21 protein-coding genes and 1 tRNA gene are annotated in these 23,835 nt (G+C 65.9%); 9 read left to right on the forward strand and 13 right to left on the reverse strand.

Features of this window, described 5'->3' with window-relative positions:
- Window positions 1-67 precede the first annotated feature (67 nt).
- Complete coding sequence (locus AC5LXX_RS25775; RefSeq protein WP_493411515.1) at window positions 68-1,456, forward strand: nucleobase:cation symporter-2 family protein; 1,389 nt, start codon at window positions 68-70, stop codon at window positions 1,454-1,456.
- A 120-nt stretch (window positions 1,457-1,576) separates the two neighbouring features.
- Window positions 1,577-2,002, forward strand: coding sequence for an NUDIX hydrolase (locus AC5LXX_RS25780; protein WP_493411516.1), 426 nt, complete (start codon window positions 1,577-1,579; stop codon window positions 2,000-2,002).
- A 60-nt stretch (window positions 2,003-2,062) separates the two neighbouring features.
- Here the strand turns inward: AC5LXX_RS25780 and AC5LXX_RS25785 are convergent, their stop codons facing one another.
- Window positions 2,063-2,275 carry a hypothetical protein gene (locus AC5LXX_RS25785; protein WP_124450209.1) on the reverse strand — a complete coding sequence of 71 codons (213 nt, stop codon included), beginning with the start codon at window positions 2,273-2,275 and terminating at the stop codon, window positions 2,063-2,065.
- Between the two features lie 252 nt (window positions 2,276-2,527).
- Here AC5LXX_RS25785 and AC5LXX_RS25790 point away from each other — a divergent pair, with 252 nt between their 5' ends.
- Entirely contained in the window at window positions 2,528-2,809 is a 282-nt protein-coding gene (locus tag AC5LXX_RS25790; RefSeq protein WP_493411517.1) for a hypothetical protein, read from the forward strand.
- A gap of 1 nt (window position 2,810) precedes the next feature.
- Here AC5LXX_RS25790 and AC5LXX_RS25795 read toward each other — a convergent pair whose 3' ends face one another.
- A complete protein-coding gene (locus AC5LXX_RS25795; RefSeq protein WP_493411518.1) occupies window positions 2,811-3,812 on the reverse strand; it encodes an AraC family transcriptional regulator in 1,002 nt (333 codons plus the stop codon).
- A 58-nt stretch (window positions 3,813-3,870) separates the two neighbouring features.
- On the opposite strand from AC5LXX_RS25795, the gene AC5LXX_RS25800 reads away from it, so the two are divergent.
- Window positions 3,871-4,926 carry an SDR family oxidoreductase gene (locus AC5LXX_RS25800; protein ID WP_493411519.1) on the forward strand — a complete coding sequence of 352 codons (1,056 nt, stop codon included), beginning with the start codon at window positions 3,871-3,873 and terminating at the stop codon, window positions 4,924-4,926.
- Window positions 4,927-5,024: 98 nt separating this feature from the next.
- Here AC5LXX_RS25800 and AC5LXX_RS25805 read toward each other — a convergent pair.
- From AC5LXX_RS25805 to fdnG, 7 genes are all read right to left on the reverse strand, one after another.
- A tRNA-Sec gene (locus AC5LXX_RS25805) sits at window positions 5,025-5,120 on the reverse strand.
- A gap of 30 nt (window positions 5,121-5,150) precedes the next feature.
- Window positions 5,151-7,076 carry a selenocysteine-specific translation elongation factor gene (gene selB / locus AC5LXX_RS25810; RefSeq protein ID WP_493411520.1) on the reverse strand — a complete coding sequence of 642 codons (1,926 nt, stop codon included), beginning with the start codon at window positions 7,074-7,076 and terminating at the stop codon, window positions 5,151-5,153.
- The gene (selA, locus tag AC5LXX_RS25815) at window positions 7,073-8,512 is read right to left on the reverse strand and encodes an L-seryl-tRNA(Sec) selenium transferase (protein WP_493411521.1); all 1,440 of its coding nucleotides are present in this window, start codon (window positions 8,510-8,512) and stop codon (window positions 7,073-7,075) included. Before selA ends, selB begins: the two co-directional genes overlap by 4 nt.
- A 75-nt stretch (window positions 8,513-8,587) precedes the next feature.
- Window positions 8,588-9,523, reverse strand: a complete 936-nt coding sequence (gene fdhE / locus AC5LXX_RS25820) for a formate dehydrogenase accessory protein FdhE (protein ID WP_185658074.1) — start codon at window positions 9,521-9,523, stop codon at window positions 8,588-8,590.
- 107 nt (window positions 9,524-9,630) lie between these two features.
- Complete coding sequence (locus tag AC5LXX_RS25825) at window positions 9,631-10,257, reverse strand: formate dehydrogenase subunit gamma (RefSeq protein WP_021162866.1); 627 nt, start codon at window positions 10,255-10,257, stop codon at window positions 9,631-9,633.
- Complete coding sequence (gene fdxH / locus AC5LXX_RS25830) at window positions 10,254-11,168, reverse strand: formate dehydrogenase subunit beta (RefSeq protein WP_493411522.1); 915 nt, start codon at window positions 11,166-11,168, stop codon at window positions 10,254-10,256. The genes AC5LXX_RS25825 and fdxH overlap by 4 nt, the downstream gene beginning before the upstream one ends.
- Before the next feature lie 10 nt (window positions 11,169-11,178).
- Window positions 11,179-14,250 carry a formate dehydrogenase-N subunit alpha gene (fdnG, locus tag AC5LXX_RS25835; RefSeq protein ID WP_493411523.1) on the reverse strand — a complete coding sequence of 1,024 codons (3,072 nt, stop codon included), beginning with the start codon at window positions 14,248-14,250 and terminating at the stop codon, window positions 11,179-11,181.
- A gap of 142 nt (window positions 14,251-14,392) precedes the next feature.
- Between fdnG and AC5LXX_RS25840 the strand changes: the two genes are divergently transcribed.
- The 3 genes from AC5LXX_RS25840 (at window position 14,393) to AC5LXX_RS25850 (ending at window position 17,748) form a co-directional block, all read left to right on the forward strand.
- Window positions 14,393-15,337, forward strand: coding sequence for a YihY/virulence factor BrkB family protein (locus AC5LXX_RS25840; RefSeq protein WP_493411524.1), 945 nt, complete (start codon window positions 14,393-14,395; stop codon window positions 15,335-15,337).
- A 392-nt stretch (window positions 15,338-15,729) separates the two neighbouring features.
- The gene (locus tag AC5LXX_RS25845; RefSeq protein ID WP_493411525.1) at window positions 15,730-16,887 is read left to right on the forward strand and encodes a porin; all 1,158 of its coding nucleotides are present in this window, start codon (window positions 15,730-15,732) and stop codon (window positions 16,885-16,887) included.
- A gap of 387 nt (window positions 16,888-17,274) precedes the next feature.
- Complete coding sequence (locus tag AC5LXX_RS25850; protein WP_493411526.1) at window positions 17,275-17,748, forward strand: VOC family protein; 474 nt, start codon at window positions 17,275-17,277, stop codon at window positions 17,746-17,748.
- A gap of 63 nt (window positions 17,749-17,811) precedes the next feature.
- Here the strand turns inward: AC5LXX_RS25850 and AC5LXX_RS25855 are convergent, their stop codons facing one another.
- Window positions 17,812-18,603, reverse strand: a complete 792-nt coding sequence (locus tag AC5LXX_RS25855; protein ID WP_493411527.1) for an AadA family aminoglycoside 3''-O-nucleotidyltransferase — start codon at window positions 18,601-18,603, stop codon at window positions 17,812-17,814.
- A gap of 265 nt (window positions 18,604-18,868) precedes the next feature.
- Entirely contained in the window at window positions 18,869-19,318 is a 450-nt protein-coding gene (locus AC5LXX_RS25860; RefSeq protein WP_034185832.1) for an HU family DNA-binding protein, read from the reverse strand.
- A 267-nt stretch (window positions 19,319-19,585) separates the two neighbouring features.
- Between AC5LXX_RS25860 and AC5LXX_RS25865 the strand changes: the two genes are divergently transcribed.
- Window positions 19,586-20,704 carry an acyltransferase family protein gene (locus AC5LXX_RS25865; protein WP_493411528.1) on the forward strand — a complete coding sequence of 373 codons (1,119 nt, stop codon included), beginning with the start codon at window positions 19,586-19,588 and terminating at the stop codon, window positions 20,702-20,704.
- Window positions 20,705-21,054: 350 nt separating this feature from the next.
- Here the strand turns inward: AC5LXX_RS25865 and galU are convergent, their stop codons facing one another.
- Both galU and AC5LXX_RS25875 read right to left on the reverse strand, forming a co-directional pair.
- Window positions 21,055-21,942 (reverse strand): UTP--glucose-1-phosphate uridylyltransferase GalU, encoded by an 888-nt coding sequence (galU, locus tag AC5LXX_RS25870; protein ID WP_085041520.1) that lies wholly within the window; start codon window positions 21,940-21,942, stop codon window positions 21,055-21,057.
- Between the two features lie 229 nt (window positions 21,943-22,171).
- Window positions 22,172-22,315, reverse strand: coding sequence for a hypothetical protein (locus AC5LXX_RS25875; protein WP_006479318.1), 144 nt, complete (start codon window positions 22,313-22,315; stop codon window positions 22,172-22,174).
- A 218-nt stretch (window positions 22,316-22,533) separates the two neighbouring features.
- On the opposite strand from AC5LXX_RS25875, the gene AC5LXX_RS25880 reads away from it, so the two are divergent.
- Window positions 22,534-23,712, forward strand: a complete 1,179-nt coding sequence (locus AC5LXX_RS25880) for an acyltransferase family protein (RefSeq protein ID WP_493411529.1) — start codon at window positions 22,534-22,536, stop codon at window positions 23,710-23,712.
- Window positions 23,713-23,835 lie beyond the last annotated feature (123 nt).

Here is a 23,835-nt window from a genome sequence, read left to right on the forward strand (position 1 = left end):
TTGCGCCGGCGCCGGCGGGCCCTTCGGCTAAAATGCCGCACTTTCCACCCTGTCCGGCCCGCTCGCCATGCAACCCGCCACCTCCGCCCAACCCGCCGCCCACGGCGCCGACGCCGCAGAATCGGCCCGCGACCTCGTCTACGGCCCGAACGACCGGCCGGCGCCGATGGTCGCCTTCGTCGCCGCGCTGCAGCACCTGCTGGCGATCATCGTGCCGATCGTCACGCCCGGCCTGCTGATCTGCCAGGCGCTCGGCGTGTCCAGTCGCGATACGACCCTGATCGTGTCGATGTCGCTGGTGATCTCCGGCATCGCCACCTTCGTCCAGTGCAAGCGCTTCGGCCCGCTGGGCGCCGGCCTGCTGATCGTCCAGGGCACCAGCTTCAACTTCGTCGGCCCGCTGATCGCCGGCGGCAGCCTGATGGTCAAGCAAGGCACGCCGGTCGAGACCGTGATGGCCGCGATCTTCGGCGTCGTGATCGCCGGGTCGTTCGTCGAGATGGGCGTGTCGCGCATCCTGCCGTTCGTGAAGCGCCTGATCACGCCGCTCGTCACCGGCATCGTCGTGCTGCTGATCGGCCTCACGCTGATCAAGGTCGGCCTCATCAGCATGGGCGGCGGCTACGGCGCGATGGCCAAGGGCACGTTCGCGAGCGCGGAGAACCTGACGCTGTCGGGTCTCGTGCTCGGCACGATCATCCTGCTGAACCGCGTGCCGGTCGTCTGGGTGCGCAGTACCGCGCTCGTCATCGCGCTCGTGATCGGCTATCTCGCGGCCGCGTTCCTCGGCCGCCTCGACTTCACCGGCATGCACCAGGCCGCGCTGTTCCAGGTGCCGACGCCGCTGCACTTCGGCATCGGCTTCTCGTGGTCGCTGTTCGTGCCGATGCTGATCATCTACCTCGTCACGTCGCTCGAAGCGATCGGCGACGTCACGGCCACCAGCAAGATCTCGAACGAGCCGGTCGAAGGGCCGGTGTGGATGCAGCGCATCAAGGGCGGCGTGCTCGTCAACGGCGCGAACTCGCTGCTGGCCGGCGTGTTCAACACGTTCCCGAGCTCGGTGTTCGCGCAGAACAACGGCGTGATCCAGATTACCGGCGTCGCGAGCCGCCACGTCGGCATCTGGATCGCGGGGATGCTCGTGGTGCTCGGCCTGTTCCCGGTCGTCGCCGGCGTGCTGCAGGCCGTGCCGGAGCCCGTGCTCGGCGGTGCGGCGATGGTGATGTTCGGCGCGGTGGCCGCGTCGGGCATCAACATCCTCGCGGGTGTCCACCTCGACCGTCGTGCACTGCTGATCATCGCGGTGTCGCTGGCGCTCGGCCTCGGCGTGTCGCAAGTGCCGGACATTCTCAACAGCCTGCCCCACGCGCTGAAGAACGTGCTGGAATCGGGCGTGGCCACGGGCGGTATCTGCGCGCTCGTGATGAACTGGTTCCTGCCGGAAAGGAAGTAACCGGGCGAGCGGCGCGGCATGGCCCTCGACTTCACCAGGGCGTTCCGGCCGGGGGCGGTCAAAAGTCAAACCCGGTCAGGCCGCCTTGGCCGATCGATTCGTGCTGGTTAGAATCACGACATGCCCCAAGTCCCCGCCCCCACCAAGGCCCCCGAAGCGAGCGCCGTCCCGGTCAAGGAACGCGCGACCGTCGTCTGCTATCGCGATGAACAGGTGTTGCTCGTCGCGCGCGCGGCGTCGCGCTGGGCCCTTCCCGGCGGCACGATCAAGCGCGGGGAAACGCCGCTCGAAGCCGCGCATCGTGAGTTGCTCGAGGAAACCGGCATGATCGTCCAGGATCTGACGTACTCGATGCAGTTCACCGGGCTCGCCAAGGTCCATCACGTGTTCTTCGCGGAAGTCGGCCCTGGCCAGACGCCGCAAGCGAGCAACGAGATCGAGAAATGCAAGTGGTTTCCGATCGACGGTGTCGACCGCTTGCGCGCGAGTATTCCGACGAAGCGAATCGTCGAACTCGTCTACAACCACGAAATCCGCAAGGCGTAACGCCACCCCGAGCCGTCGGCCGGCTCGAGTCGTTTGCCGCGATCAGCGGTGCGCGAACGCTCAGCGCGAGCGCTTTCTTCGCAGTTCGTGCGTCGAATAGACGACGAGGAAGATGCCCAGCATCGCGGCGCCTGACGCCATGAAGTCGTTTGCGCTTCCCGAGTTGCGCAGCGCCGCCGGGAAAATACCGAAACTCAATCCGGCGCCGGCAAGAAGCAATCCCGCAGCCACACCCCAGATCGGTCCGGCAGTCTTGTCGATTTTGTCCTTCATACAGCCCCCCGTCTACAATCATTACCTGAACGGTATCGGCAAAAAACGCCGCGCCGACCGTCAGTGGTTCCACTATAGCCGGAAAAAAATCCACGAACTTCTGGTGCTTTTCCCGATCAAGTTTTGCCGGTCGCGTTCGTCGAGGAGGACTGGCTGACGAGAAAGGCAGCGACCGCGACCAATTCCGCAACATCCGCCTCCTCAACAAATTGGCGCCCCCGACGTGGCTTTGTCTCATGGATGGTCGAACCCATGTACGACACCGAAAGCAAAGCGGGCGTCATTGACGCCCTGGATATTGAAGGCCTGGATGCGCAACGCACTTTGACGGCGTTCCGGCGCCGGCGTGGCACGCTACCCGCCCCCGCCGTCAAACTGCTGGACGAATTGCGCCACCTGACGGGATCTTTGCGCAACGAAGGGCAAAGCCGGGCTCGATGGCCGCGAATCGGGCATGTCGGCGCTCCGGTCCGCAAGTCGCTCGAGCATTTCACCGAGATTCCGATGGAAACGGCTGCAGCGTCGAACCGGTAGCCTAGACGTCCGCGCGAACGCCGTCGCGCTCACTGCCCACGACTTCGGAAGCAGTCCGTACGATATGACGATATGCCGTCGGCGAATGCCCGGACATGCGCTTGAAGGCATTACTGAATGCGCTTTCGGACGAGTAACCGAGTGACTGGGCAAGCAGGGCCACCGGGATGTTCTCGTCGCGCAAACGGCGCTCCGCAAGACGCATGCGCCACTCTCCAAGATAGGCCAGTGGCGCGACACCGGCGCTCGCCCTGAAGTGGGAAGCGAACGTGGTCCGCGACATCGCACATGCGGCGGCAAGCTCATCCAGATGCCATGACCGTGCGGGATCGCCGTGCATCAGTCGCAGTGCGGGTGCGATGCGTGGATTGCCGAACGCGCGCAGCCATCCCGTCAAGGACGCGGACGTCTTCAAATGGGCGCGCAGTATCTGAATGAAGAGCAGCTGTGAAAGCTGGGCCGATACGAGTTGCGCCCCAGGCAAATCGGCCGCACGCTCTTCCACGAGTTGCTCGAGAAGCCAGCGGACCCTCACTGCCTGCGGCGATACGGCCGGCACGTGAATCCATGGCGGCAGAACGTCCGACAGCAAGCTGCCGGTTACCGGATCGAGCAGTACGTGTCCGCCGATCTGGGCGAATTCATTGCCGTCGCCCAGTTTCACCGTCGACTTCCCGGCGCCCGAGAACAACGCCATCGCGTCGACAGGCGGAACGCAAGGATCGCTTGCGAGGACGAAGGACCGTTTTGCCGTCAACAACCCGACGTCACCGCTTCCAAAGCGGATCGGCGTTTCTTCTCCGTCGATGGAGACCCAGCACGCGCCCTTCACCACCGCAAAGAACTTGATCTTGTCGGGTGCCGGAAATCGAACGGCCCAGGCGCCGCCGGCGGAGAAGCCTCCCGTCGCCAGCGATTCGGCGTTCGTGAGTCTCAGGATGTCGGAGAAGGGGTCGTCACTCATCATCGTACTGTCGCGCAAGTAAATCGCACTATAGAGCATTAACACGCCGCAGGCCGGGCCTTAACCTTCCGGTTCTTCGTCCCGGACAATCAACGACATGAACAGCAATACCAGCCTCGAATCGGTTCTCGTAACGGGCGGCACCGGCTTCATTGCACAACACTGCATCCTGGCGCTGCTGAATCGAGGCTATCAGGTGCGAACTACCGTTCGTTCGCTCACGCGCGAGACGCAGGTACGCGCCCAGCTCGAAAGAGGCGGGGCAGCGCCCGGAGACCGACTGTCATTCGTCGCGGCCGATCTCCTCTCCGACGACGGCTGGCAACAGGCCACCGCCGGCTGCGCCTACGTCGTGCATGGCGCGTCGCCCACGCCCACCGGCACGCAGACGAGCGAAGACGATTGGGTCAAGCCCGCCGTAGCAGGCACGCTGCGCGTGCTGCGTGCGGCGCGGGACGCCGGTGTAAAGCGCGTCGTGCTGACCTCCGCTTTCGGTGCGATCTGCGCCGGACACGGGCCAATGAGCCGTCCCTTCGACGAGACTGACTGGAGCAACCTGACGGCCGTCGATGTCTGGCCTTATCAGAAGTCGAAGACCTTGTCGGAACGCGCGGCGTGGGATTTCATCGCGCGAGAAGGACACGGCATGCAACTGTCCGCGATCAATCCGGTGACGGTTCTCGGGCCCGTGCTCGGCGACGACTATTCGCACTCCATCCGCCTGATCAGGGGCATGCTGGACGGCCAGCCCGGCAATCCGCGAATCAATTCCGGTTTCGTCGACGTGCGCGATGTCGCGGACCTGCATGTGCGAGCCATGACCCACGAAGCCGCGAACGGCGAGCGCTTTGTTGCCATTGCCGGCGAAAGCATGTGGCTCGCCGAAGTCGCGCAGGTGCTCAAAGCGCGCTTGGGGGATGCCGCGCGCCATGTGTCCACCCGGGTGCTGCCCGACTGGCTGGTGCGCATCGGCGCACTCAGGGATCCCGCGCTGCGAGGATCGCTGCCGCTGCTCGGCCGCAATCTGAACGCCACCGGCCAGAAGGCCATCAGCTTGCTCGGCTGGTCGCCCCGCCCGCGCGAGGACGCCATTGTCGCCACGGCTGAAAGCCTCGTGCGCCTCGGGCTGCTGCGCGATACCGGCCGGCGATAGCATCTGCACCGCCAGCCTGCCGCTGCCATCTTGTTTCGGCCTGAAGTGTCCGGATGAATGGCTGCGACGCCAATGAAATGATGCGGGGAAGCCTGGAATGGCGGAAGGCAGCCGGAGTCGAACCGACCCGGGAGTGTCTGACACCCCCAACCGAGTTTGAAGCCCGGCCGTACCACCGGATACGAATGCCTTCCGTGGGGAAAAAACCAAAGAACAACGAGCGCCTACGCCTGAATACCCACCCAACCGCTGTCAGGCCGCAGGTAGTGAAGATCGCGGTGGAAGCGAGTATACCCAACCCGATCGAAGAACTCGAGAATCTGGATCGCGCGCTTGCGGCCGAGCCCCGTCGCGTCGCGGAACGTCGCGGCATCGAGTCCGCCGCCGCGCGACGGGGCGAGATGCGCGACCAGCTCCGCCAGCTCGCGCATGACGTCCGCGTGATAGAACAGGTCGCGCACGACCTGATGCACGTCGCCACGCCGCGCGAGCTTGCGCAACAGCGTGCGCACCGCGTCCTCGGCCGCGTCCGTGTCGCGCGCCAGATCGCGCACCCACGGCGGATCGAAGCGCCCCGCATGAATCAGCGGCAACAGTTGCTGCGCCAGCGTTTCCTCGCGCGGCTCCAGGCTCACCGAATGCGACGGCAGATGCAGCCACGGCCCGCTGCGCGCAACCTCGCCGCCCGCCACCAGCGCATCGACGAGCGCACGCCATAGCGCGTCGCCAACCAGCGGCGCAGCCATCCGCCGCAGGCGTGCGGCGTCGAGCCCCTGCTCGTCGGGCATGCGTTCGTGATACGTGCGCAGCGTCTCGATCGCCCGCGCCTGCAGCGCACGCCAGTGCGCCTGCGAAATCACCGCGCCATCGTTCGACGCGGCGTCGCGCTGCCCGATCGCCAGCGCGTCTTCCGGCAACGCCAGCGCATTCGGCGCGAACCCCGTCAGATGCGTGAGCGTCGTGCGCGGGATGCCGAGCGGCGCCTGCGCGAGCAGCGCATCGAGGCGCCCTTCGTCGAGCCACGCGGCCAGCGCATCGAGCCACGCGCGGCGGGCAGGCGTACGGCGCTTGCGGGCCGGCCCGAACGGATCGAGCACGCGGCCGCCGCCGACGGTGCGCGTCGCCTGCGGATTGCGGACGATGAACCGGTCGCCCGGCAGCGCGAACACCGGTTCGTCGAACACCAGTTGCACGCGCATCCGCTGGCCAGCCGCAAGCGTATCGCCGTCGAGCAGCGCGACATGGGCGACGCGATGCAGCGTGCCGAGATGGACGTGCAGCGGCGCCCAGTGCGTCAATGTCAGCCCGGCGTCCGCGAGCAACGTCAGCTCGACGTCGAGACGCGGCGACGTCGCGACGAGCCGCGCATCGGCGACGGTATCGCCGCGCTCGACGTCGGCCTTGTCGACACCGGCCAGGTTCAGCGCGCAACGCTCGCCCGCTCGGCCGGCCTCGACCGGCCGGTTCTGCGCATGAATGCTGCGCACGCGGGCCGCGCCGCCGGTACGCACGATCGCGAGCGTGTCGCCCGTCGCGACGCGGCCCGCGAACGCGGTACCCGTCACGACCGTGCCCTGCCCCGCGAGCGTGAACACGCGATCGACCGCGAGCCGGAACAGCCCGTCGTCGCGGCGCGCGCGCCACGCGATCGCCGCGTCGGCCAGATGCTGCTTCAGCGCGGCGACACCCGGATCGTCTGCGACGGTCGCCCGCGTTTCGAAGATCGGCACGCCGGCCAGCGTGGAATCGTGCAGCCACGCGGCGATCTCGTCGCGCACCTCGGCCACGCGCGCGGCATCGACGCGATCGCATTTGGTCAGCGCGACGGCGCCATGCGCGACACCGAGCAGCTGCAGGATCGCGAGATGCTCGCGCGTCTGCGGCATCACGCCGTCGTCGGCGGCGATCACGAGCAGCGCGAAGTCGATCCCGCACGCGCCGGCCGCCATCGTATGAATCAGCTTCTCGTGTCCCGGCACGTCGATCAGGCCAAGCACGTCGCCGTTGTCGAGCGGCGTATAGGCATAACCGAGCTCGATCGAGATGCCGCGCGCCTTCTCTTCCTTCAGGCGGTCGGTATCGACGCCCGTCAGCGCGCGCGCCAACGTCGTCTTGCCGTGGTCGATGTGCCCCGCGGTCCCGACGATCATGCAGCGGGCCCCGCCAGCGGCGCGCATTGTGCGACGAGCGCCGCTTCGTCGGCGGCTTCGAGGCAGCGCAGGTCGAGCCGCAGCGCGTTGTCGGCGATGCGCCCGATCACCGGGCGCGGCCATTCGCGCAGACGCTTCTCGAGCTGCGCGAGCGCGCGGCCGCCGCGCTTGCCGTCCGCCGTGCGCACGACGAGCCCGGCGCTCGGAAGTTGATCGACCGGCAACGCGCCGCTGCCGATCTGGCTGAACATCGGCTCGACCGTCACGTCGAAATCGCTGCCGAGCGCCGCCTGCAGCGCCGGACGCACGCGTTCGGCGGCCTCGGCGATCTCGCGCTGCGGCCGCGTCAGCAGGCGCAGCGTCGTGAGCCGGTCGCGCAGGAATTCGGGCGACTGGTACAGGCGCAGCACGGGTTCGAGCGCCGCGAGCGTCAGCTTGCCGACGCGCAGCGCGCGCTTGAGCGGATGCTTCTTGATCTTCGCGATCAGCGCGCGATCGCCGACGATCAGGCCGGCCTGCGGCCCGCCGAGCAGCTTGTCGCCGCTGAACGTGACAACGTTTGCGCCGGCGGCGACGGTTTCCTGCACGGTCGTCTCGTGCGGCAGGCCCCATTGCGTCAGGTCGGCGAGCGTGCCGCTGCCGAGATCGACGGCAACCGGCACGCCGCGCTCGCGCGCGAGCGGCGCGAGTTCGGCGAGCGTCGCCTCCTTCGTGAAGCCGCTGATCGCATAGTTGCTGCAGTGCACCTTCATCAGCAGCGCGGTGCGCGGGCCGATCGCGTCCGCGTAGTCGCGCAGATGCGTGCGGTTGGTCGTGCCGACCTCGCGCAGCTTCGCGCCGGCACGGCTCATGATGTCGGGAATGCGGAATGCGCCGCCGATCTCGACCAGCTCGCCGCGCGACACGATCACTTCCCGCTTCGTCGCGAGCGCCGACAGCGTCAGCAGCACGGCCGCCGCATTGTTGTTGACGACGGTCGCGGCTTCCGCGCCGGTCAGTTCGCACAGCAGAGCGTCGATCAGGTCGTCGCGATCGCCGCGGCGGCCCGTGGCGAGATCGAATTCGAGGTTGACGGGCCGCGTGAGCGCGTCGATCACCGCGCGCACCGCGTCGTCGGGCAACAGCGCACGCCCGAGATTCGTGTGCAGCACGGTACCGGTCAGGTTGAACACGGCACGCACGGCGCCCGTGCTCTGCGCGGCCAGCGTGCGCGCGATGGCGGCGGCGATGCGCGGCTCGTCGAGCGGCTCGGCCGTGGCCGGGTCGTGCTGGGCGGCGGTGCGCCAGCGCTCCAGTTCGGCGCGCACGGCGTTCAGCACGCGTGTGCGGCCATAGTCCGCGATCAGCGGTTGCAACGGTGCCGACGACAGCACGCGCTCGACGGACGGCACGCGCGCCAGTACCGCATTCAATTCATTCACACCCGGTTCGGTCACGTAGTTGTGGCTCCAGTCTCATGCTTCGCAGTCGGCCGGCGCCGGCGCTCGCGCACCGCCACCGGCCCCGTGCCGTCAGTCCGCTTCCCGCGCGACGTCCGGCCACAGCAGCGGGTTCGGCGAACTGCGCTGGTAGCCGGCCTCGTTCATCAGCAGGTCGAGCGTGAGACTCGCGAGATCGTCCGCGAGCGGCTCGAACTCGTAGTCCTTGTCCTGATAACCGATCTTGCGATAGGTCTTGCACTCGTCGCACGATTCGGCCTTGACGGCTTCGCTGCCGCCCTCGATCCCGTGATACGCGATACCCTTCGTCGAATCGCAGTGCGAGCACTTCGTGCGCACCATGTGCCACTCGGTCGTGCACAGCCCGCATTGCAGGAAACGGTAGCCCTGGTACGGGCCGCCGACCCGCACGACGCTCGCGACCGGATGCGTGCCGCACACGGGGCACAGCCCCGGCTGGTCGAGATACGGGACGTCGGTCGGCGTCACGCGGCTCGCGAGGTCCGTCCATGCCACCTGCAGCGCGGCCATCAGGAACGGCGCGGTGGCCGGGTCGACTTCGGCGAAGCGCAGCGCGAGGATCGCGTCGGCCTGCGCATCGAGTTCGGCCGGCGCCATCAGGCGCAGCCGGTCGAGCAGTTTCGCGAGCTGCGGGTTGACGAGCCCGGCGCCTTCGACGCGGTCGAGCAGTTCGTACAGCACGGCGCGCCAGCGCGCATCGCGCTCGCCGTCGAGCGCCGGCACGAGCGGCATCGAATGCTGCTGCGCACGCGCGATCGCTTCCTGCGACGGCAGCGGCAGCTCCAGCGTCTGCAGCGTGGCGTGCTGCGCGTCGGCGACGGTGGCCATCAGCCGCAGGTAGCCGCTGATCGGGTTCAGGTCGGCAAGCTTGCGCAGCCGCGCAGCGCGCGCAGCGAACGCGGTGGCGCGCTCCGGCAGGCGAAAGCGCGGAATGGCCGAATGATCGAGTGCCGAGATCTCGGTCGGTTCGAGAATGCGTTGTGTCACAAATATATCTTCCAAAAAACTAAGCGCCGACAGGTCGGCGCTTCAGGCGGTTCCGACGGCTGACGGGGCTGCCCGCCGCGATCGGCGAGCCGCCCCGCTCCGGTGCGTTATTTCACGCTTTCACGGAACCACTTCGGGTGATGCTTGCGGGCCCAGCCCAGCGTGACGGTGCCACGCACCATCGCGCCGATCGAGCCCTTCACCCACAACGCCGCGTAAATGTGCACGATGATGCTCGCGATCAGCACGAAGGCCGCCACGGCATGCACGACAGCGGCCGCGCGGATCACCCCGATCGGGAAGTAGAACGAGAAGTAGCGCCGCCAGATCACGACTCCCGACAGCAGGAGCAGCAGCAGGCACGCCACCAATGTAAAGAATAGCAGCTTCTGCCCGGCGTTATAGCGCCCGACCGGCGGCAGCTTGTCTTCCTGGTTGGTCAGCACGTCGCCGATCTGCTTCAGCCACTGCCGATCGTCCGCGTCGAGCGCGTTGTGGTGCCAGAAGCGCACCACGAGGATCGCGAACGACACGAACATCACGAGGCCGACGAACGGATGCAGGATCCGCGTCCACTGGCCGCCGCCGAACAGCGCGGTGAGCCAGAACATCGACGGGTGGAACAGCGCGAGCCCCGACAGCGCGAGCAGCACGAACGTGATCGCGGTGATCCAGTGGTTCGTGCGCTCGTTCGGTGTGTAGCGGACGATCAGGTTGGGGTCGTCGTGGTTCATTTCGCGTCCTCCTTGATGCGTCGCGCCTCGTCGCGCGCGGCGGCTTCCTCTGCGTCGCTGACCTCGTTCGGACCGACGCGGACGTAGTGGAAGAACCCGGCGAGCGCGGTCAGCGCGATGCCGGCAACCGCGAGCGGTTTCGCGATCCCCTTCCACAGCTTCACCATCGGGCTGATCGACGGGTTGTCGGGCAGCCCGTGGTACAGCGACGGTTTGTCCGCGTGGTGCAGCACGTACATCACGTGCGTGCCGCCGACGCCCTGCGGGTCGTACAGCCCCGCATGCTCGAAGCCGCGCTCCTTCAGGTCCTCGATCCGCTCGGCCGCGTGCTGCTTCATGTCCTCCTTGGTGCCGAACACGATCGCGCCCGTCGGGCAGGTCTTCACGCAGGCCGGTTCCTGGCCGACCGCGACGCGGTCGGAACAGAGCGTGCACTTGTACGCGCGATGATCCTTCTTCGAGATCCGCGGAACGTTGAACGGGCAACCGGTCACGCAATAGCCGCAACCGATGCAGTTCTCCTCGTGGAAATCGACGATCCCGTTGTTGTACTGCACGATCGCGCCCGGCGACGGACACGCCTTCAGGCAGCCCGGATCCTCGCAGTGCATGCAGCCGTCCTTGCGGATCAGCCACTCGAGGTCGCCCGCCGGGTTCTCGTATTCGGAGAACCGCATGACCGTCCACGAATGCTCGGTCAGGTCGGCCGGGTTGTCGTACACGCCGACGTTGGTGCCGACCTCGTCGCGCAGGTCGTTCCACTCCATGCATGCCGTCTGGCACGCCTTGCAGCCGATGCACTTCGATACGTCGATCAGCTTCGCGACGCTCCCGGTCACCGGTTCGCGCACCGTGGGCGGTGGCGTCGTGGTGGCCGAGACGCGCTTGATATCCAGCGATTGCAATGCCATCTCTTTCCCCTTACGCCTTTTCGACCTTCACCAGGAACGACTTGAATTCCGGTGTGTACGAGTTGCCGTCACCCACGGACGGAGTCAGGGTATTGGCGAGATAGCCGGGCTTCGTCAGACCCTTGAAGCCCCAATGCAACGGGACGCCGACCGTCTGGACCTTCTTGCCGTCGATCGTCAGCGGCTTGATCCGCTTCGTGACGAGGGCGACCGCGATGATGTAGCCGCGCTTGGACGACACCTTCACGTGCTCGCCATGCGCGACGCCGACTTCCTTCGCGAGGTCTTCGCCGATCTCGACGAATTGCTCGGGCTGGATGATCGAATTCAGCCGCGCATGCTTGGTCCAGTAGTGGAAATGCTCGGTCAGCCGGTACGTCGTCGCCACGTGCGGGAACTCCGCCGCCTTGCCGAACGACGCACGGTCGTCCGCGAACACGCGCGCAGCCGGGTTGTTCAGCGCCTGCGGGTTGTTCGGGTGCAGCGGGTTTGCGTCGAGCGGCGTCTCGAACGGCTCGTAGTGCTCGGGGAACGGACCTTCGTTCATCCCCGCACGCGCGAAGAAGCGCGCCACGCCTTCCGGGTTCATGATGAACGGCCCCATCCCGTTTTCAGGCGCTTCGTCCGCCTTGAAGTCCGGCACGTCGGCGCCCTTCCATGCGCTGCCGTTCCAGCCGATCAGCTTGCGGGTCGGGTCGAACGGCTTGCCGGCGACGTCGCACGACGCACGGTTGTACAGGATCCGCCGGTTCGCCGGCCACGCCCACGCCCAGTTCAGCGTCTGGCCGATGCCGGTCGGGTCGGAGTTGTCGCGCCGCCCCATCTGGTTGCCGGCCTGCGTCCATGCACCGCAGAAGATCCAGCAGCCGCTCGCGGTCGTGCCGTCGTCCTTCAGCTGCGCGAACGCGGCGAGCTGCTCGCCCTTCTTCACGAGCGTCTTGGCCGGGTCCTTCGGATCGGGCAGATCGGCGAGCGCCTTCCCGTTGAACTCCATTGCCAGCTCTTCGGGCGTCGGGCTTTCCGGGTTCGCGTACGGCCACGTCAGGTTCACGATCGGGTCCGGATACTTGCCGCCGTCCTTCTGGTACATCTTGCGCATGCGCAGGAACAGCCCCGACATGATCTCGAGATCGCTCTTCGCCTCGCCCGGCGGCTCCGCACCCTTCCAGTGCCACTGCAGCACGCGGCTCGAACTCACGAGCGAACCGTTTTCCTCCGCGAAGCACGTGGTCGGCAGGCGGAACACCTCGGTCTGGATCTTCGACGCGTCGACGTCGTTGTAGTCGCCGTGATGCTTCCAGAACTCGGACGTCTCGGTCGCGAGCGGATCCATGATCACGAGCCACTTCAGCTTCGCGAGGCCGGCCGCCGTCTTCACCTTCGACGGCGCCGCCGCCAGCGGGTTGAAGCCCTGGCAGATGTAGCCGTTCATCTTGCCGGCATTCATCAGCTCGATCACCTGCAGCAGGTCGTACTGCTTGTCCAGCTTCGGCAGGTAGTCGTAGCCCCAGTTGTTCTCGGCGGTCGCGGCATCGCCCCACCACGACTTCATGAAGCTGACGTGGAACGCCTTGTAGTTCTTCCAGTAGCTCAGCTGGTTCGGCCGCAGCGGCAGCTGCACACGCTTCTTGATGTAGCCGTCGAAATCCTGCTCGGACTGCATCGGCAGCGTCATGTAGCCCGGCAGCAGGTTCGACATCAACCCGAGGTCGGTCAACCCCTGGATGTTCGAGTGCCCGCGCAGCGCGTTCATCCCGCCGCCGGCGATGCCGATGTTGCCGAGCAGCAGCTGCACCATTGCGCCGGTGCGGATCATCTGCGCGCCGACCGAGTGGTGCGTCCAGCCGAGCGCGTACAGGATCGTGCCGGCACGGCCGGGCACGGCCGTCGTTGCGAGCATTTCGCACACCTTCAGGAACTTCTCCTTCGGCGTGCCGCACGTCTGCTGGACCATGTCCGCCGTATAGCGCGCGTAGTGCTGCTTCAGCAGGTTGTACACGCAACGCGGATGCTGCAGCGTCGGGTCGACCTTCACGAAGCCGTCTTCGCCGCGCTCGTAGTCCCAGCTCGATTTGTCCGGATACGCGTGCTTCTCCGCGTCATAGCCGGAATAGATGCCGTCGTTGAACGCGAAATCCTCGCGCACGATGAACGAGAAGTCCGTGTAGTTCTTCACGTACTCATGCTGGATCTTGTCGTTCGTCAGCAGATAGTTGATGACGCCGCCCAGGAAGACGATGTCGGTGCCGGTGCGGATCGGCGCGTAGTAATCGGCCACCGAGGCCGTACGCGTAAAGCGCGGGTCGACGACGATCAGCCGCGCCTTGCGGTGCGCCTTCGCCTCCGTTACCCACTTGAAACCGCACGGATGGGCCTCGGCTGCATTGCCGCCCATCACGAGAATCACGTCCGCGTTCTTGATGTCGACCCAATGGTTCGTCATCGCTCCACGGCCAAACGTCGGGGCAAGACCTGCCACCGTCGGGCCATGTCAGACACGCGCCTGATTGTCGAATGCGAGCATGCCAAGACTGCGGACAGTCTTGTGCGTCAGGTACCCGACTTCGTTGCTGCCGGCCGACGCGGCCAGCATGCCGGTCGTGAGCCAGCGGTTGACCTTCGAGCCGTCTTCGGCCGTCTCGACGAAGTTCGCGTCGCGATCGGCCTTCATCAGCTTCGCGATGCGGTCGAGCGCGTCATTCCACGAAATCGGTTCCCACTTGTCCGAGCCGGGCGCACGATACTCGGGGTGCGTCAGGCGGTTCGGGCTGTGGATGAAGTCGATCAGGCTCGCGCCCTTCGGGCATAGCGTGCCGCGATTGACGGGGTGGTCGGGATCGCCCTCGATGTGGATGATGCTCGGCTGGGCGTTCTTCGCGCCGTCTCCGAGGCTGTACATCAGGATGCCGCAACCCACTGAACAGTAAGGACAGGTGTTGCGCGTTTCGACTGTGCGCGCCAGTTTGTACTGTCGGACCTCGGCCAGCGCTTCGGACGGAGAAAAGCCCATCAGGGCAAGACTCGATCCGGCAAGCGACGTGGCCGTCACCTTCAGGAACTGGCGCCGGGACATTTGTAGCATGGCTGGTCTCGGCGTTATTGTGGGGGTGAGGAAACTGAAAGGAATTATAGACAGTTCGCGCAACTATGTTCGAATCCTCGGATCAATACCGAATTGTCTGACTACCCACGATGATCCGCGTTCCGCGCGCAACCGACCCGTCATGAAACGACAGATCACTTCCGAAGCAACCCGCCTTGCCCAGCAACAGGCCAACTGGGCCCTCACCGCGTTCAAGCGCTTCTCGTCCGACCGCTGCTCCGCGATGGCCGCGGGCATCGCCTTTTTCTCCGCGTTCTCGCTCGCGCCGATGCTCGTGATGGTGATCGCGGTGGCCGGCTGGTTCTACGGCGACGATGCCGCGCGCGGCCAGGTGTTCGAGCAGGCGCACCAACTGATCGGCGACGACGCGGCGGCCAGCATCCAGACGATCGTGCAGAACGCGCACCGCGCGGGCCAGCGCGGCGGCCTCGCCACGCTGATCTCGTTCGCCGCGCTCGCGATCGGCGCATCGGCCACGTTCGCGTCGCTCAGCGCCGCGCTCAGCGTGATCTGGCCGGCCACCGAGAACCGCTGGTCGAGCATGCTCGGGCTCGTGCGCGTACGGCTGATCTCGTTCGGGCTCGTGCTCGGCGTCGCATTCCTGCTGATCGTGTCGCTCGTGCTCGACACCGCGATCACGTTCGTCGGCACCTGGCTGCTCGGCAATTCGCCGTACGTGATCGTCACGAACCTCGTGCAGTTCTTCGTCGGCATCGCGGTGCTCGCGGCTGCGTTCGCATCGCTGATGAAGTTCCTGCCCGACGCGCGTGTCGCGTGGCGCGACGCCGCGATCGGCGGCATCGTGTCCGCGATCCTGTTCTCCGGCGGCAAGAAGCTGTTCGCGCTGTACCTCGCGCATGCGGGCACGGCCAGCGCATTCGGCGCGGCCGGATCGTTCGCGGTCCTGTTGATGTGGCTGTACTTCTCCGCGATCGTGCTGCTGCTCGGCGCGGAATTCGCGGCGGCGCGCGGCAACGCGCACCGGCCGGCCGGCACCGCGCCGGCTGCATCCGTACAACCACAACCTCAACCCGGTTCGGGCAACGACCGCACGGGCGGCGACTGATTTACCCCGCCGCAAGCCCCCCGCACATCCGCCGTCCCTTTGCAGCCACGCTGTCCGCCGCGCGTTTGCGCGGCGTCGACATGCATCTTGCATGCCCGCGCATACGTTGCCGCAACCGCAAACGTTTGCATGCCTCTGTTTCCGTACCAGAACCCGGCGAAACAGGCGATCTGTCGCATGGCGCGTCAACTTTTGAAACAATCGCATCGCAGCAATTGTCAACTATTTCAAAAACAGGAACAGTCGTTGATGTGCTTGATATATATGGACTTTTTAGCGCTGTTACCTTTTCGAGACACTTTATTTTTTAAGCTTTCTTGCGTCGATGGCACTGAGCTATTCTCCAATCCGCAACAAATAACGATGAATCACTTGCGTGGAGAAACTCAACGATGAAGAAACTTGCTCTCTCGACCCTCTCGCTCGCCCTGCTGGGCGCCGCTGGCGCTGCACACGCTCAATCGAGCGTGACGCTGTACGGCGTGATCGATACGTCGATTGCCTGGGTGCACGGCAATGACGGCCAGGCCAACAACTCGTGGCAAATGCTGTCGGGCAACCTGCAAGGCAGCCGCTTCGGCCTGAAGGGCGCAGAAGACCTCGGCGGTGGCCTGAAGGCAATCTTCCAGTTGGAAAACGGTTTTGATCCGGGCACCGGCAAGCTGGGCCAAGGCGGCCGCATGTTCGGTCGTCAGGCTTTCGTCGGCCTCGAAAGCGCCCAGTACGGCACGCTGACGCTCGGCCGCCAGTACGACCCGATCGTCGATCTGGTCCAGGCAGTCACGGCTGACAACTACTTCGGCAGCACGTTCGCCACGCCGGGTGACGTCGACAACAACGACAACAGCCTGCGCGTCAGCAACGCAATCAAGTACACGTCGCCGGTGATCGCCGGCTTCCAGGCTGAAGGCATGTACGCCCTCGGCGGCGTCGCAGGCAAGACGGGCGCAGGCCAGACGTGGTCGGTCGCAGCTGCCTACAACAACGGCCCGGTCGGCGTTGCAGCTGGCTACTTCTACGCGAACAACCCGACGCCGACGGCTGCTGGCATCCGCTCGGGCTGGGGTTCGACGACGTCGGACAACATCATCGACGGCCCGATCAACTCGGGTTACGTGACGGCGAAGTCGATCGCGATCGCACAGGTTGCAGGTCAGTACGCAATCGGCCCGGTCACCGTCGGCCTCGGCTACAGCAACGCGCAATACAAGCCGGACGCATCGTCGGGCTTCGGTTCGACCGAAAAGTACAACACGGGCCGCGGCTTCGTGACGTATCAAGTCACGCCGCCGCTGCTGCTGGGCCTCGGCTACTCGTACACGAAGTCGAGCGGCGACACGACCGCGAAGTACCACCAGGTTTCGCTGGGCGCGGACTACTCGCTGTCGAAGCGCACGGACGTCTACCTGGTCGGCGCATACCAGCACGCAAGCGGCACGCAGCTCGTCGACGGCGTTCAGCAGAACGCGCAAGCGTCGATCGGCTCGTACGGCTACGCCGGCAAGAGCTCGGCCGAACTGGTCGCTCTCGGCCTGCGCCACAAGTTCTAAGAAGTACGTTTCCGGCGTGCACGGCGTCTCCGACGCCTTGCCGCCGACCTGGAAAGCCAGTCCCGGTTTCGGCCGCGACTGGCTTTTTTTCGTCCGTCTCCCGCGTGCCGGCAGCGCCTGCACGGGCCGGCACGCCGAACCCGAGCCCGATGCACGCCGACCGGCCGGCATCGGCGCCTGGCGGCCGCAAAGCGCCGGGAACAGCATTTGCAGAGCGCCGCGCCGGTCGCCATCCGTCCGCCGAGCCATTACCATCCGCACTGCCGGCGCCGTTCCTCCGGTGCGACGGCCATGTGCCGGCGCGTGTCGATTTCGGCAACCGTCATCCGTCGTATCGATGGCGGCACGCGGTTCGCGCGTCGCCCCCATTTCCACAGGAGATTCGCCATGACGATTCAGAAGATCACGCCTTTTCTCTGGTATTCGACCGAAGCCGAAGAAGCAGCGGCCTTCTATGCAGGCATCTTTCCGGATTCGCGCATCGTGCGCGTCACGGCCGTGCCCGGCACCGACGGCACGCGGATGGTCGAATTCGAGCTGTTCGGGCAACCGTTCTTCGCGATGAGCCACCCTCGCACGGAGACGTTCAACCACACGATCTCGCTGCTGGTCAGTTGCGCCGACCAGGCGGAACTCGACCGCTACTGGAACGCCCTGCTCGACAACGGCGGCACGGCCGACGCCTGCGGCTGGCTGAGGGATCGCTACGGCGTGTCGTGGCAGATCGTCCCGGAAGCGCTCATCCCGATGATGGCCGACCGCGACCCGGTCAAGGCAGCGCGCGTGGCCGCGGCGATGATGCAGATGGTCAAGTTCGACGACGCCGCACTGAAGGCTGCCTTTGCGGGCACGACGAGCTGACGATGCACGTCGCGCCGCGGCGCATGCATGACCGTGCACCGGTCACGCGCCAGGCATCTGCCGCTATACCCGCAGCATCGATTCGACAGTTCGCCGCGCGTAGCCGATGAAGGCGGCGAGCGGTTCGCCGGACAGGATGGCCGCGCCCGCGTCGCCGTCGAGATAGGCGTCGCGCGCGGCTGCCACCACCGGTCGATACGCATCCGGCAGGCGCGCCAGCACCCATGCGGCTGCGACGTCCTTGGGCGCGATCGTACCGGTCGCGGCGCTGTACCAGATGCGCGCGAGCGCGAGCACCACGTTGCACTCGTCGCCGCGCCAGTCCGGCTCGCCATTCCATTGCGCAACGGTATCGAGCAGCGCGGCGACGAAATCGCGCGCGGGCACCGGCTCGAACAGCGCGGCCGCGGATGGCCCGACCAGCGCGATGCTGTGCTGCCGCGCCTTCGTCAACAGGATGGCCAGATCGTGATCGATGCGCGGCGGTTCGACGATGCCGGCGTCGAGATCGCGGCGCAACCACTCGCCGAACTGCAGTTCGCGCCGCGCAGGATGACGCCACGGCACCACGTCGTCGTGCGCGACGACGGTGACTTCCAGTGCGCGCATGCCGCCTGCGCTACCTGGCGGCGCCGACACGGCAAGCAGATCGCGCATCAACGCATGCCGCACCGCTTCGCCGGGTCGCGTCGTCGCCGTCACCAGCAGGTCGATGTCGCTGTGCGGTTTCAATCCGCCGTCGAGCGCCGATCCGAACAGGTGGATGGCTTCCAGCGTGGCGCCGAGATGCCGCTCGATCGCAGTGCGCGCCGCGGCCACCTGCGCGGCGATGCCGGCGGGAATGCAATCCGTCACGATGCGCTCGCAACAGGTCCGGCGAGAACGATACGTGCGTGCGGAAACATCCCGAGGCGCGAACGAAGATTGCCGTTCGGCATCGCGCGTGCGCGACACGTCATTCGCTTCACGGCACGCATCGAGCCGGACATCGCCGACGCTACACCGCTTCGCTGCCGCGCGATTTGCGCAGCGCAATAAAAATCCCCGCACGCTTTCGCGTACGGGGATCGCAGGACTCCGCAACGGCTGCCGACATGCATTCGGCAGTCGTTGCGCGGCATTACGCTGCCGCGTCCTTCAGCTTCTTCAGCGCACGTGCCTTCACGCGCACGCTGGCCGGCTTCGCCGGGAACCAACGCTCTTCGCCCGAGAACGGATCCTTGCCGAAGCGCTTCTTCTTCGCCGGCACGACTTGTGCCGTGATCTTCAGCAGACCCGGCAGCGTGAATTCGCCTGCGCCCTTCTTGTGGACCGAGCCCAGCACGACATTCTCGAGTGCGGCGAGCACTGCCTTGACCGCCTTCACTTCGACAGCTGCGCGCTCAGCGATGTGCGTTGCGAGCGATGCCTTCGTGAACTTGTCCTTCAGCGGCGTCGGAGCAGCCGGTGCTGCCTTCGCGACAGCCTTCTTGGCCACTACTTTCTTCGCGGGCGCAGCCTTTTTGGCAGCCACTTTCTTGGTGGCCGGTGCGGCAGCCTTCTTGGCCACCTTTTTTGCGGAAGTCGCCATGTTTCTCCTACCAGGTGTGGTCGTTGGATACACGAAGCGTGCAACGCGCGCGCTTCAACGCCGGATTCTACAAGCGCCTTGACGCTTCGTGCAGTACTTTTATGCGTTTTCGCGGGGTTTCCCGCAGGTTTTGTTGCGCGCGACCGACTTCGTCGATGCTCGAGCATCGAAAAACGCCCTTACGTATACGTCCAAACGAGCCCGAACACGAATTACGTTCGATATTTGCGCACCTATACTGGGCCCGCTCAATGCCCGGATGCCTCCATGCGCGAAGCCAGATACGTCAAAGGACTCGACGGCCTGCGAGCCCTCGCCGTCATTCTCGTTTTCCTGTCCCACAAGGGCCACGTCCTTGCCGTCGACGTCGGCAAGCTTGGTGTGTGGACGTTTTTCCTCATCAGCGGATTCCTGATCGTCGGCGAGCTGCATCGCAATCGCCAGGCCGTCGAGTGCGGCACCATGACACGCCGTCACGCGTTCGCGCTGTTCCTCGCGAAGCGCGCGCTGCGGATCTTTCCCGTGTACTACCTGCTGCTCGCCGCGCTCGCGATCGCGCATGCGCTGTTCTACCAGCGCGGCGTCAATCTCGGGCTCGCGTGGCACGCGGTGTTCCTGTCGAATTACTGGATCGGTGTCGTCAAGGACGGCTGGCCAGGCTCCACGTCGCACTTCTGGAGCCTCGCGGTTGAACAGCAGTTCTATCTGATCGCCCCGCTCGCGCTGCTCGCGGTGCCTGCCGCGCGACACGTCGCGCTCGGCATCGCGGCCGTCGCGCTGTGCGCGGTCGCGCATCTCGCGCTCTATCTGTCCGATGCGTCGCCGGTGCTGATCTACGCGTTTTCCCCGTGGAATTTCGCACTGATCGCGCTCGGCGGCGTCGGTGCGATGGCGCTCGCCGATCGCGGCGCGTCCGCCGTACGCCGCACTCCGCCCGGCTGGCTCGGCGCGGCAGGCGTCGTGCTCTTCCTTGCACTGCCCGCGTGCACGGCGTTGCCCGACGCAGTCGCGGGGCTCGCGGATCTCGGCCTGTCCGCGTCGCTCGGCGCGCTGATGCTGTGGATCGTCAGCGAACCCGAACATCCGGTCGTCGCGCTGCTCGACTGGGGGCCGCTCGTGTATCTCGGCACGATCAGCTACGGCTTCTACCTGTTCCACAACCTGATTCCGGCGCGCTTCGGCGTGCTGCCCGCATCCTTCGCGCACGTGCCGATACCGGAATTCGTCCGCGAAGCGCTGCCCGAGATGCTGCAATTCGCGCTCGCCGTGCTGCTTGCGCACCTGTCCTGGCGCTACCTCGAAAAGCGGCTGCTCGACTTCAAGAAGCCGATCGCCACGATGCTCGCGCGGCACTTCGCCGCGCAGCCGAGCACGTCGGCGCGCTGAACGTCACGCGCAAGCGCACCCGATCCGAAGGAAATGCGATGCCCACTTCGCGCTGCTCGACGAGCGGCGCGACTTCATCGCGCGGCACCGAGCTGCCCAGCGCCGGCCCGCACGTCAACCGGCGTCACGCCGACGAAACCGCCGAAGCACGCGTCCGGGCCGGCGCGTCGGCACCGGTTTCAGGCGCGACACCCACCTCGCCCACATCGCACCCGACGCCCGAATCCGGCACGACACACCGGCGGCACGCACCACGATCGCGCACGCCGCAGATGCAAAAAAGCCCCGGCGCCTGAGCGGCCGGGGCCAACGGAACAACCACCACCTGAAACAACGGAGCGCGCAGCCGCTTATGCGACAGCAGCCAGCGCGGGCAAGCAGGTACGCAGGTATGCCTCGAACTCGCGGGCCACTTCCGGATGCTGGAGCGCGAGCTCGACGGTTGCCTTGAGATAGCCGATCTTGCTGCCGCAGTCGAAGCGCGTGCCGAAGTAGCGGTACGCGAGCACCTGCTCGTTCGCGAGCAGCGACTGGACCGCATCGGTCAGCTGCAGCTCGCCGCCGGCGCCCGGCTTGAGCTTGCGCAGATGATCGAAGATCGTCGGCATGAACACGTAGCGGCCGACCACGCCGAGATTCGACGGCGCATCCTCGGGCGCCGGCTTCTCGATGATGCCCGACAGCTTGATGACGTCCTCTTCCCATTCGCGGCCTTCGACGACGCCGTACGAGCGGCTGTCCTCGCGCGCGATCGTCTCGACGCCGATCACCGAGCTGTGATAGTGGTCGAACACGTCGACGAGCTGCTTGAGCACCGGCTGTTCGCCGTGCAACAGGTCGTCGGCGAGGATCACCGCGAACGGCTCGCCGTGCACGAGCTTCTCCGCGCACAGCACCGCATGGCCGAGGCCGAGTGCTTCCGGCTGGCGCACGTAGAAGCAATTGACGTTGCTCGGCTTGATGCCGCGCACGAGTTCCAGCAGCTTTTCCTTGCCGCGCGCCTCGAGTTCGGCCTCGATCTCGTACGACTTGTCGAAGTGATCCTCGATCGCGCGCTTGCTGCGCCCGGTGACGAAGATCATCTCGGTGATACCGGCGTTGATCGCTTCCTCGACCGCGTACTGAATCAGCGGCTTGTCGACGACGGGCAACATCTCCTTCGGGCTCGCCTTCGTTGCCGGGAGGAACCGCGTGCCGAGTCCGGCAACGGGGAACACGGCCTTGGTGACTTTCAACATGTTCGCATCCTGATTGCGTTGACTGCGCCGCGTCGACCAGCGACCCGGCGCGATTGTGTTCCGAACGGCATATCGAGAATCGACGGTACTGCCAATTCCACTCCGCTCATTATCGATATGGACGATTGCCCAATTATTCCGAAAAAAATATAATCACTTCCATTCGGTCGATATTGCCGGACCGAGTGCCGAGACAGAAACAAATTACCGATTTTCCGGATACAAATACTTACGATTCGAATTCCTCGATATAGGGCACGCCGCCCCGTTCGAGACCCGGGCGAATCGGTTCGTTCTTCAGCGCCTCGCGGTACGCCGACAACACGGCCATGACCAGCAGTACTGCAGCGCTCGCGATCCAATGCATGTCCATCTTGCCGCTCCTTTGCCTCAATCAACTGGATGCTTCAAACTATCAGAAAAAAATCGGCAAATAATTGAAGCGCCCGCGGAACCGCTTTCAGACCGAGACAAAACCATGATGTGGAATGTCGTTATTTCCGGGCGAGATTTTTTTATTCATTGATCGAATTCTTGCGCATTACGATTGGGTGAAACTTCCCGTCCATCCGTCGCAAGGAATCGAATCGCATGCAAGCTTTCAGCGGATCGTCTCTGACCGCGCCGCCGGCCGCCGATCACAAGGAACACGTGATCGACGCGATGCGCGGCTTCGCGGCGCTGCTCGTCGCCTACTTCCACTGCCGGCAGGTCGTCTGGGTCGGCATGCAGAGCTTCCATCAGGCTTACGGCCATGCCCTGAACCCGAGCGTGATCGCCGGCTACCTGACCTTCCCGTTCGCGTGGGGCTCCGCCGGCGTGCCGATCTTCTTCGTGATCAGCGGCTACTGCATCCATCGCAACGCGGCGCTCAAGCTCGCGGCCAACCCCGCGTACCGGCTCGACGCACCGAACTTCTGGATACGCCGGTTCGCGCGCATCTACCCGGTGCTGCTCGCCGCGCTGCTGTTCACGCTCGCGCTCGACTCCGTCAGCCTGCAGATCGAGCCCGTCAGCCACAAGATCCGCGACGTCGGCATCCTCGCGTTCCTCGTGAACCTGTTCTCGCTCCAAGGCGTGGCCGGCTACACGTACGGGTCGAACGGCGCGCTGTGGACGCTATCGCTCGAGGTGCAGTTCTACGCGATCTACCCGCTGCTGTTCGCGCTGCGCCGACGCATCGGCATGCCGGCCGTCGTGGCCGCGATTGCGATCGTCAACGTCGCGTCGGCGTGGCTGCTCGAACGGCACGACCTGCAGTTCTTCACGTCGTACTGGCTGTCCTGGACGATCGGCGCATGGATCGCCGACGTGCGTGCGCAGCAGGCGCGCGGCGCGGCCGCCCCCGTGCCGTCGCGTGCGTGGTACGTGGCGGCCGCCGTTCTGCTGGCCGCCGGCTGCGGCGCGTTCCACTTCGGCCAGTACGGTGCATTCCAGCTGTGGTCGGCCGGCTTCGCGTGCTTCCTGTACCGCGCGCTCGCCCGCCCGCCGCGCCCGACGCCGCCGCTGCGCGTGCTGAGCTGGTTCGGCGACTTCAGCTATTCGCTGTACCTCGTCCACCTGCCGCTGTTCGTCTGCCTCGGCTCGGTGCTGTTCCACTCCGAACTGCAGCTGTCGATCTGGCCGTCGTTCGCGTTCATGGCCGTCGCGGTCCCGGTCGCGTACCTGTTCTACCGGATGTTCGAACGGCCGGCGATGATGTGGTCGGCCAGCTTCAAGCCGACGCGCCCGGCCCGCGTCGTCGCGCCGGCGCCCGAACGGGCCGCCTGACGCGGTTGGCAGGATGTCGAAGCCCCCGTGCGGCGTGTCGCCGTGCGGGGGCTTTTTCACGGCCGGCACGCGGTTGCATGCCGGATTGCACGGGGATGGGGCAGCCCGCTGCCGTCCGGCCGC

Source organism: Burkholderia torrens (assembly GCF_984668525.1).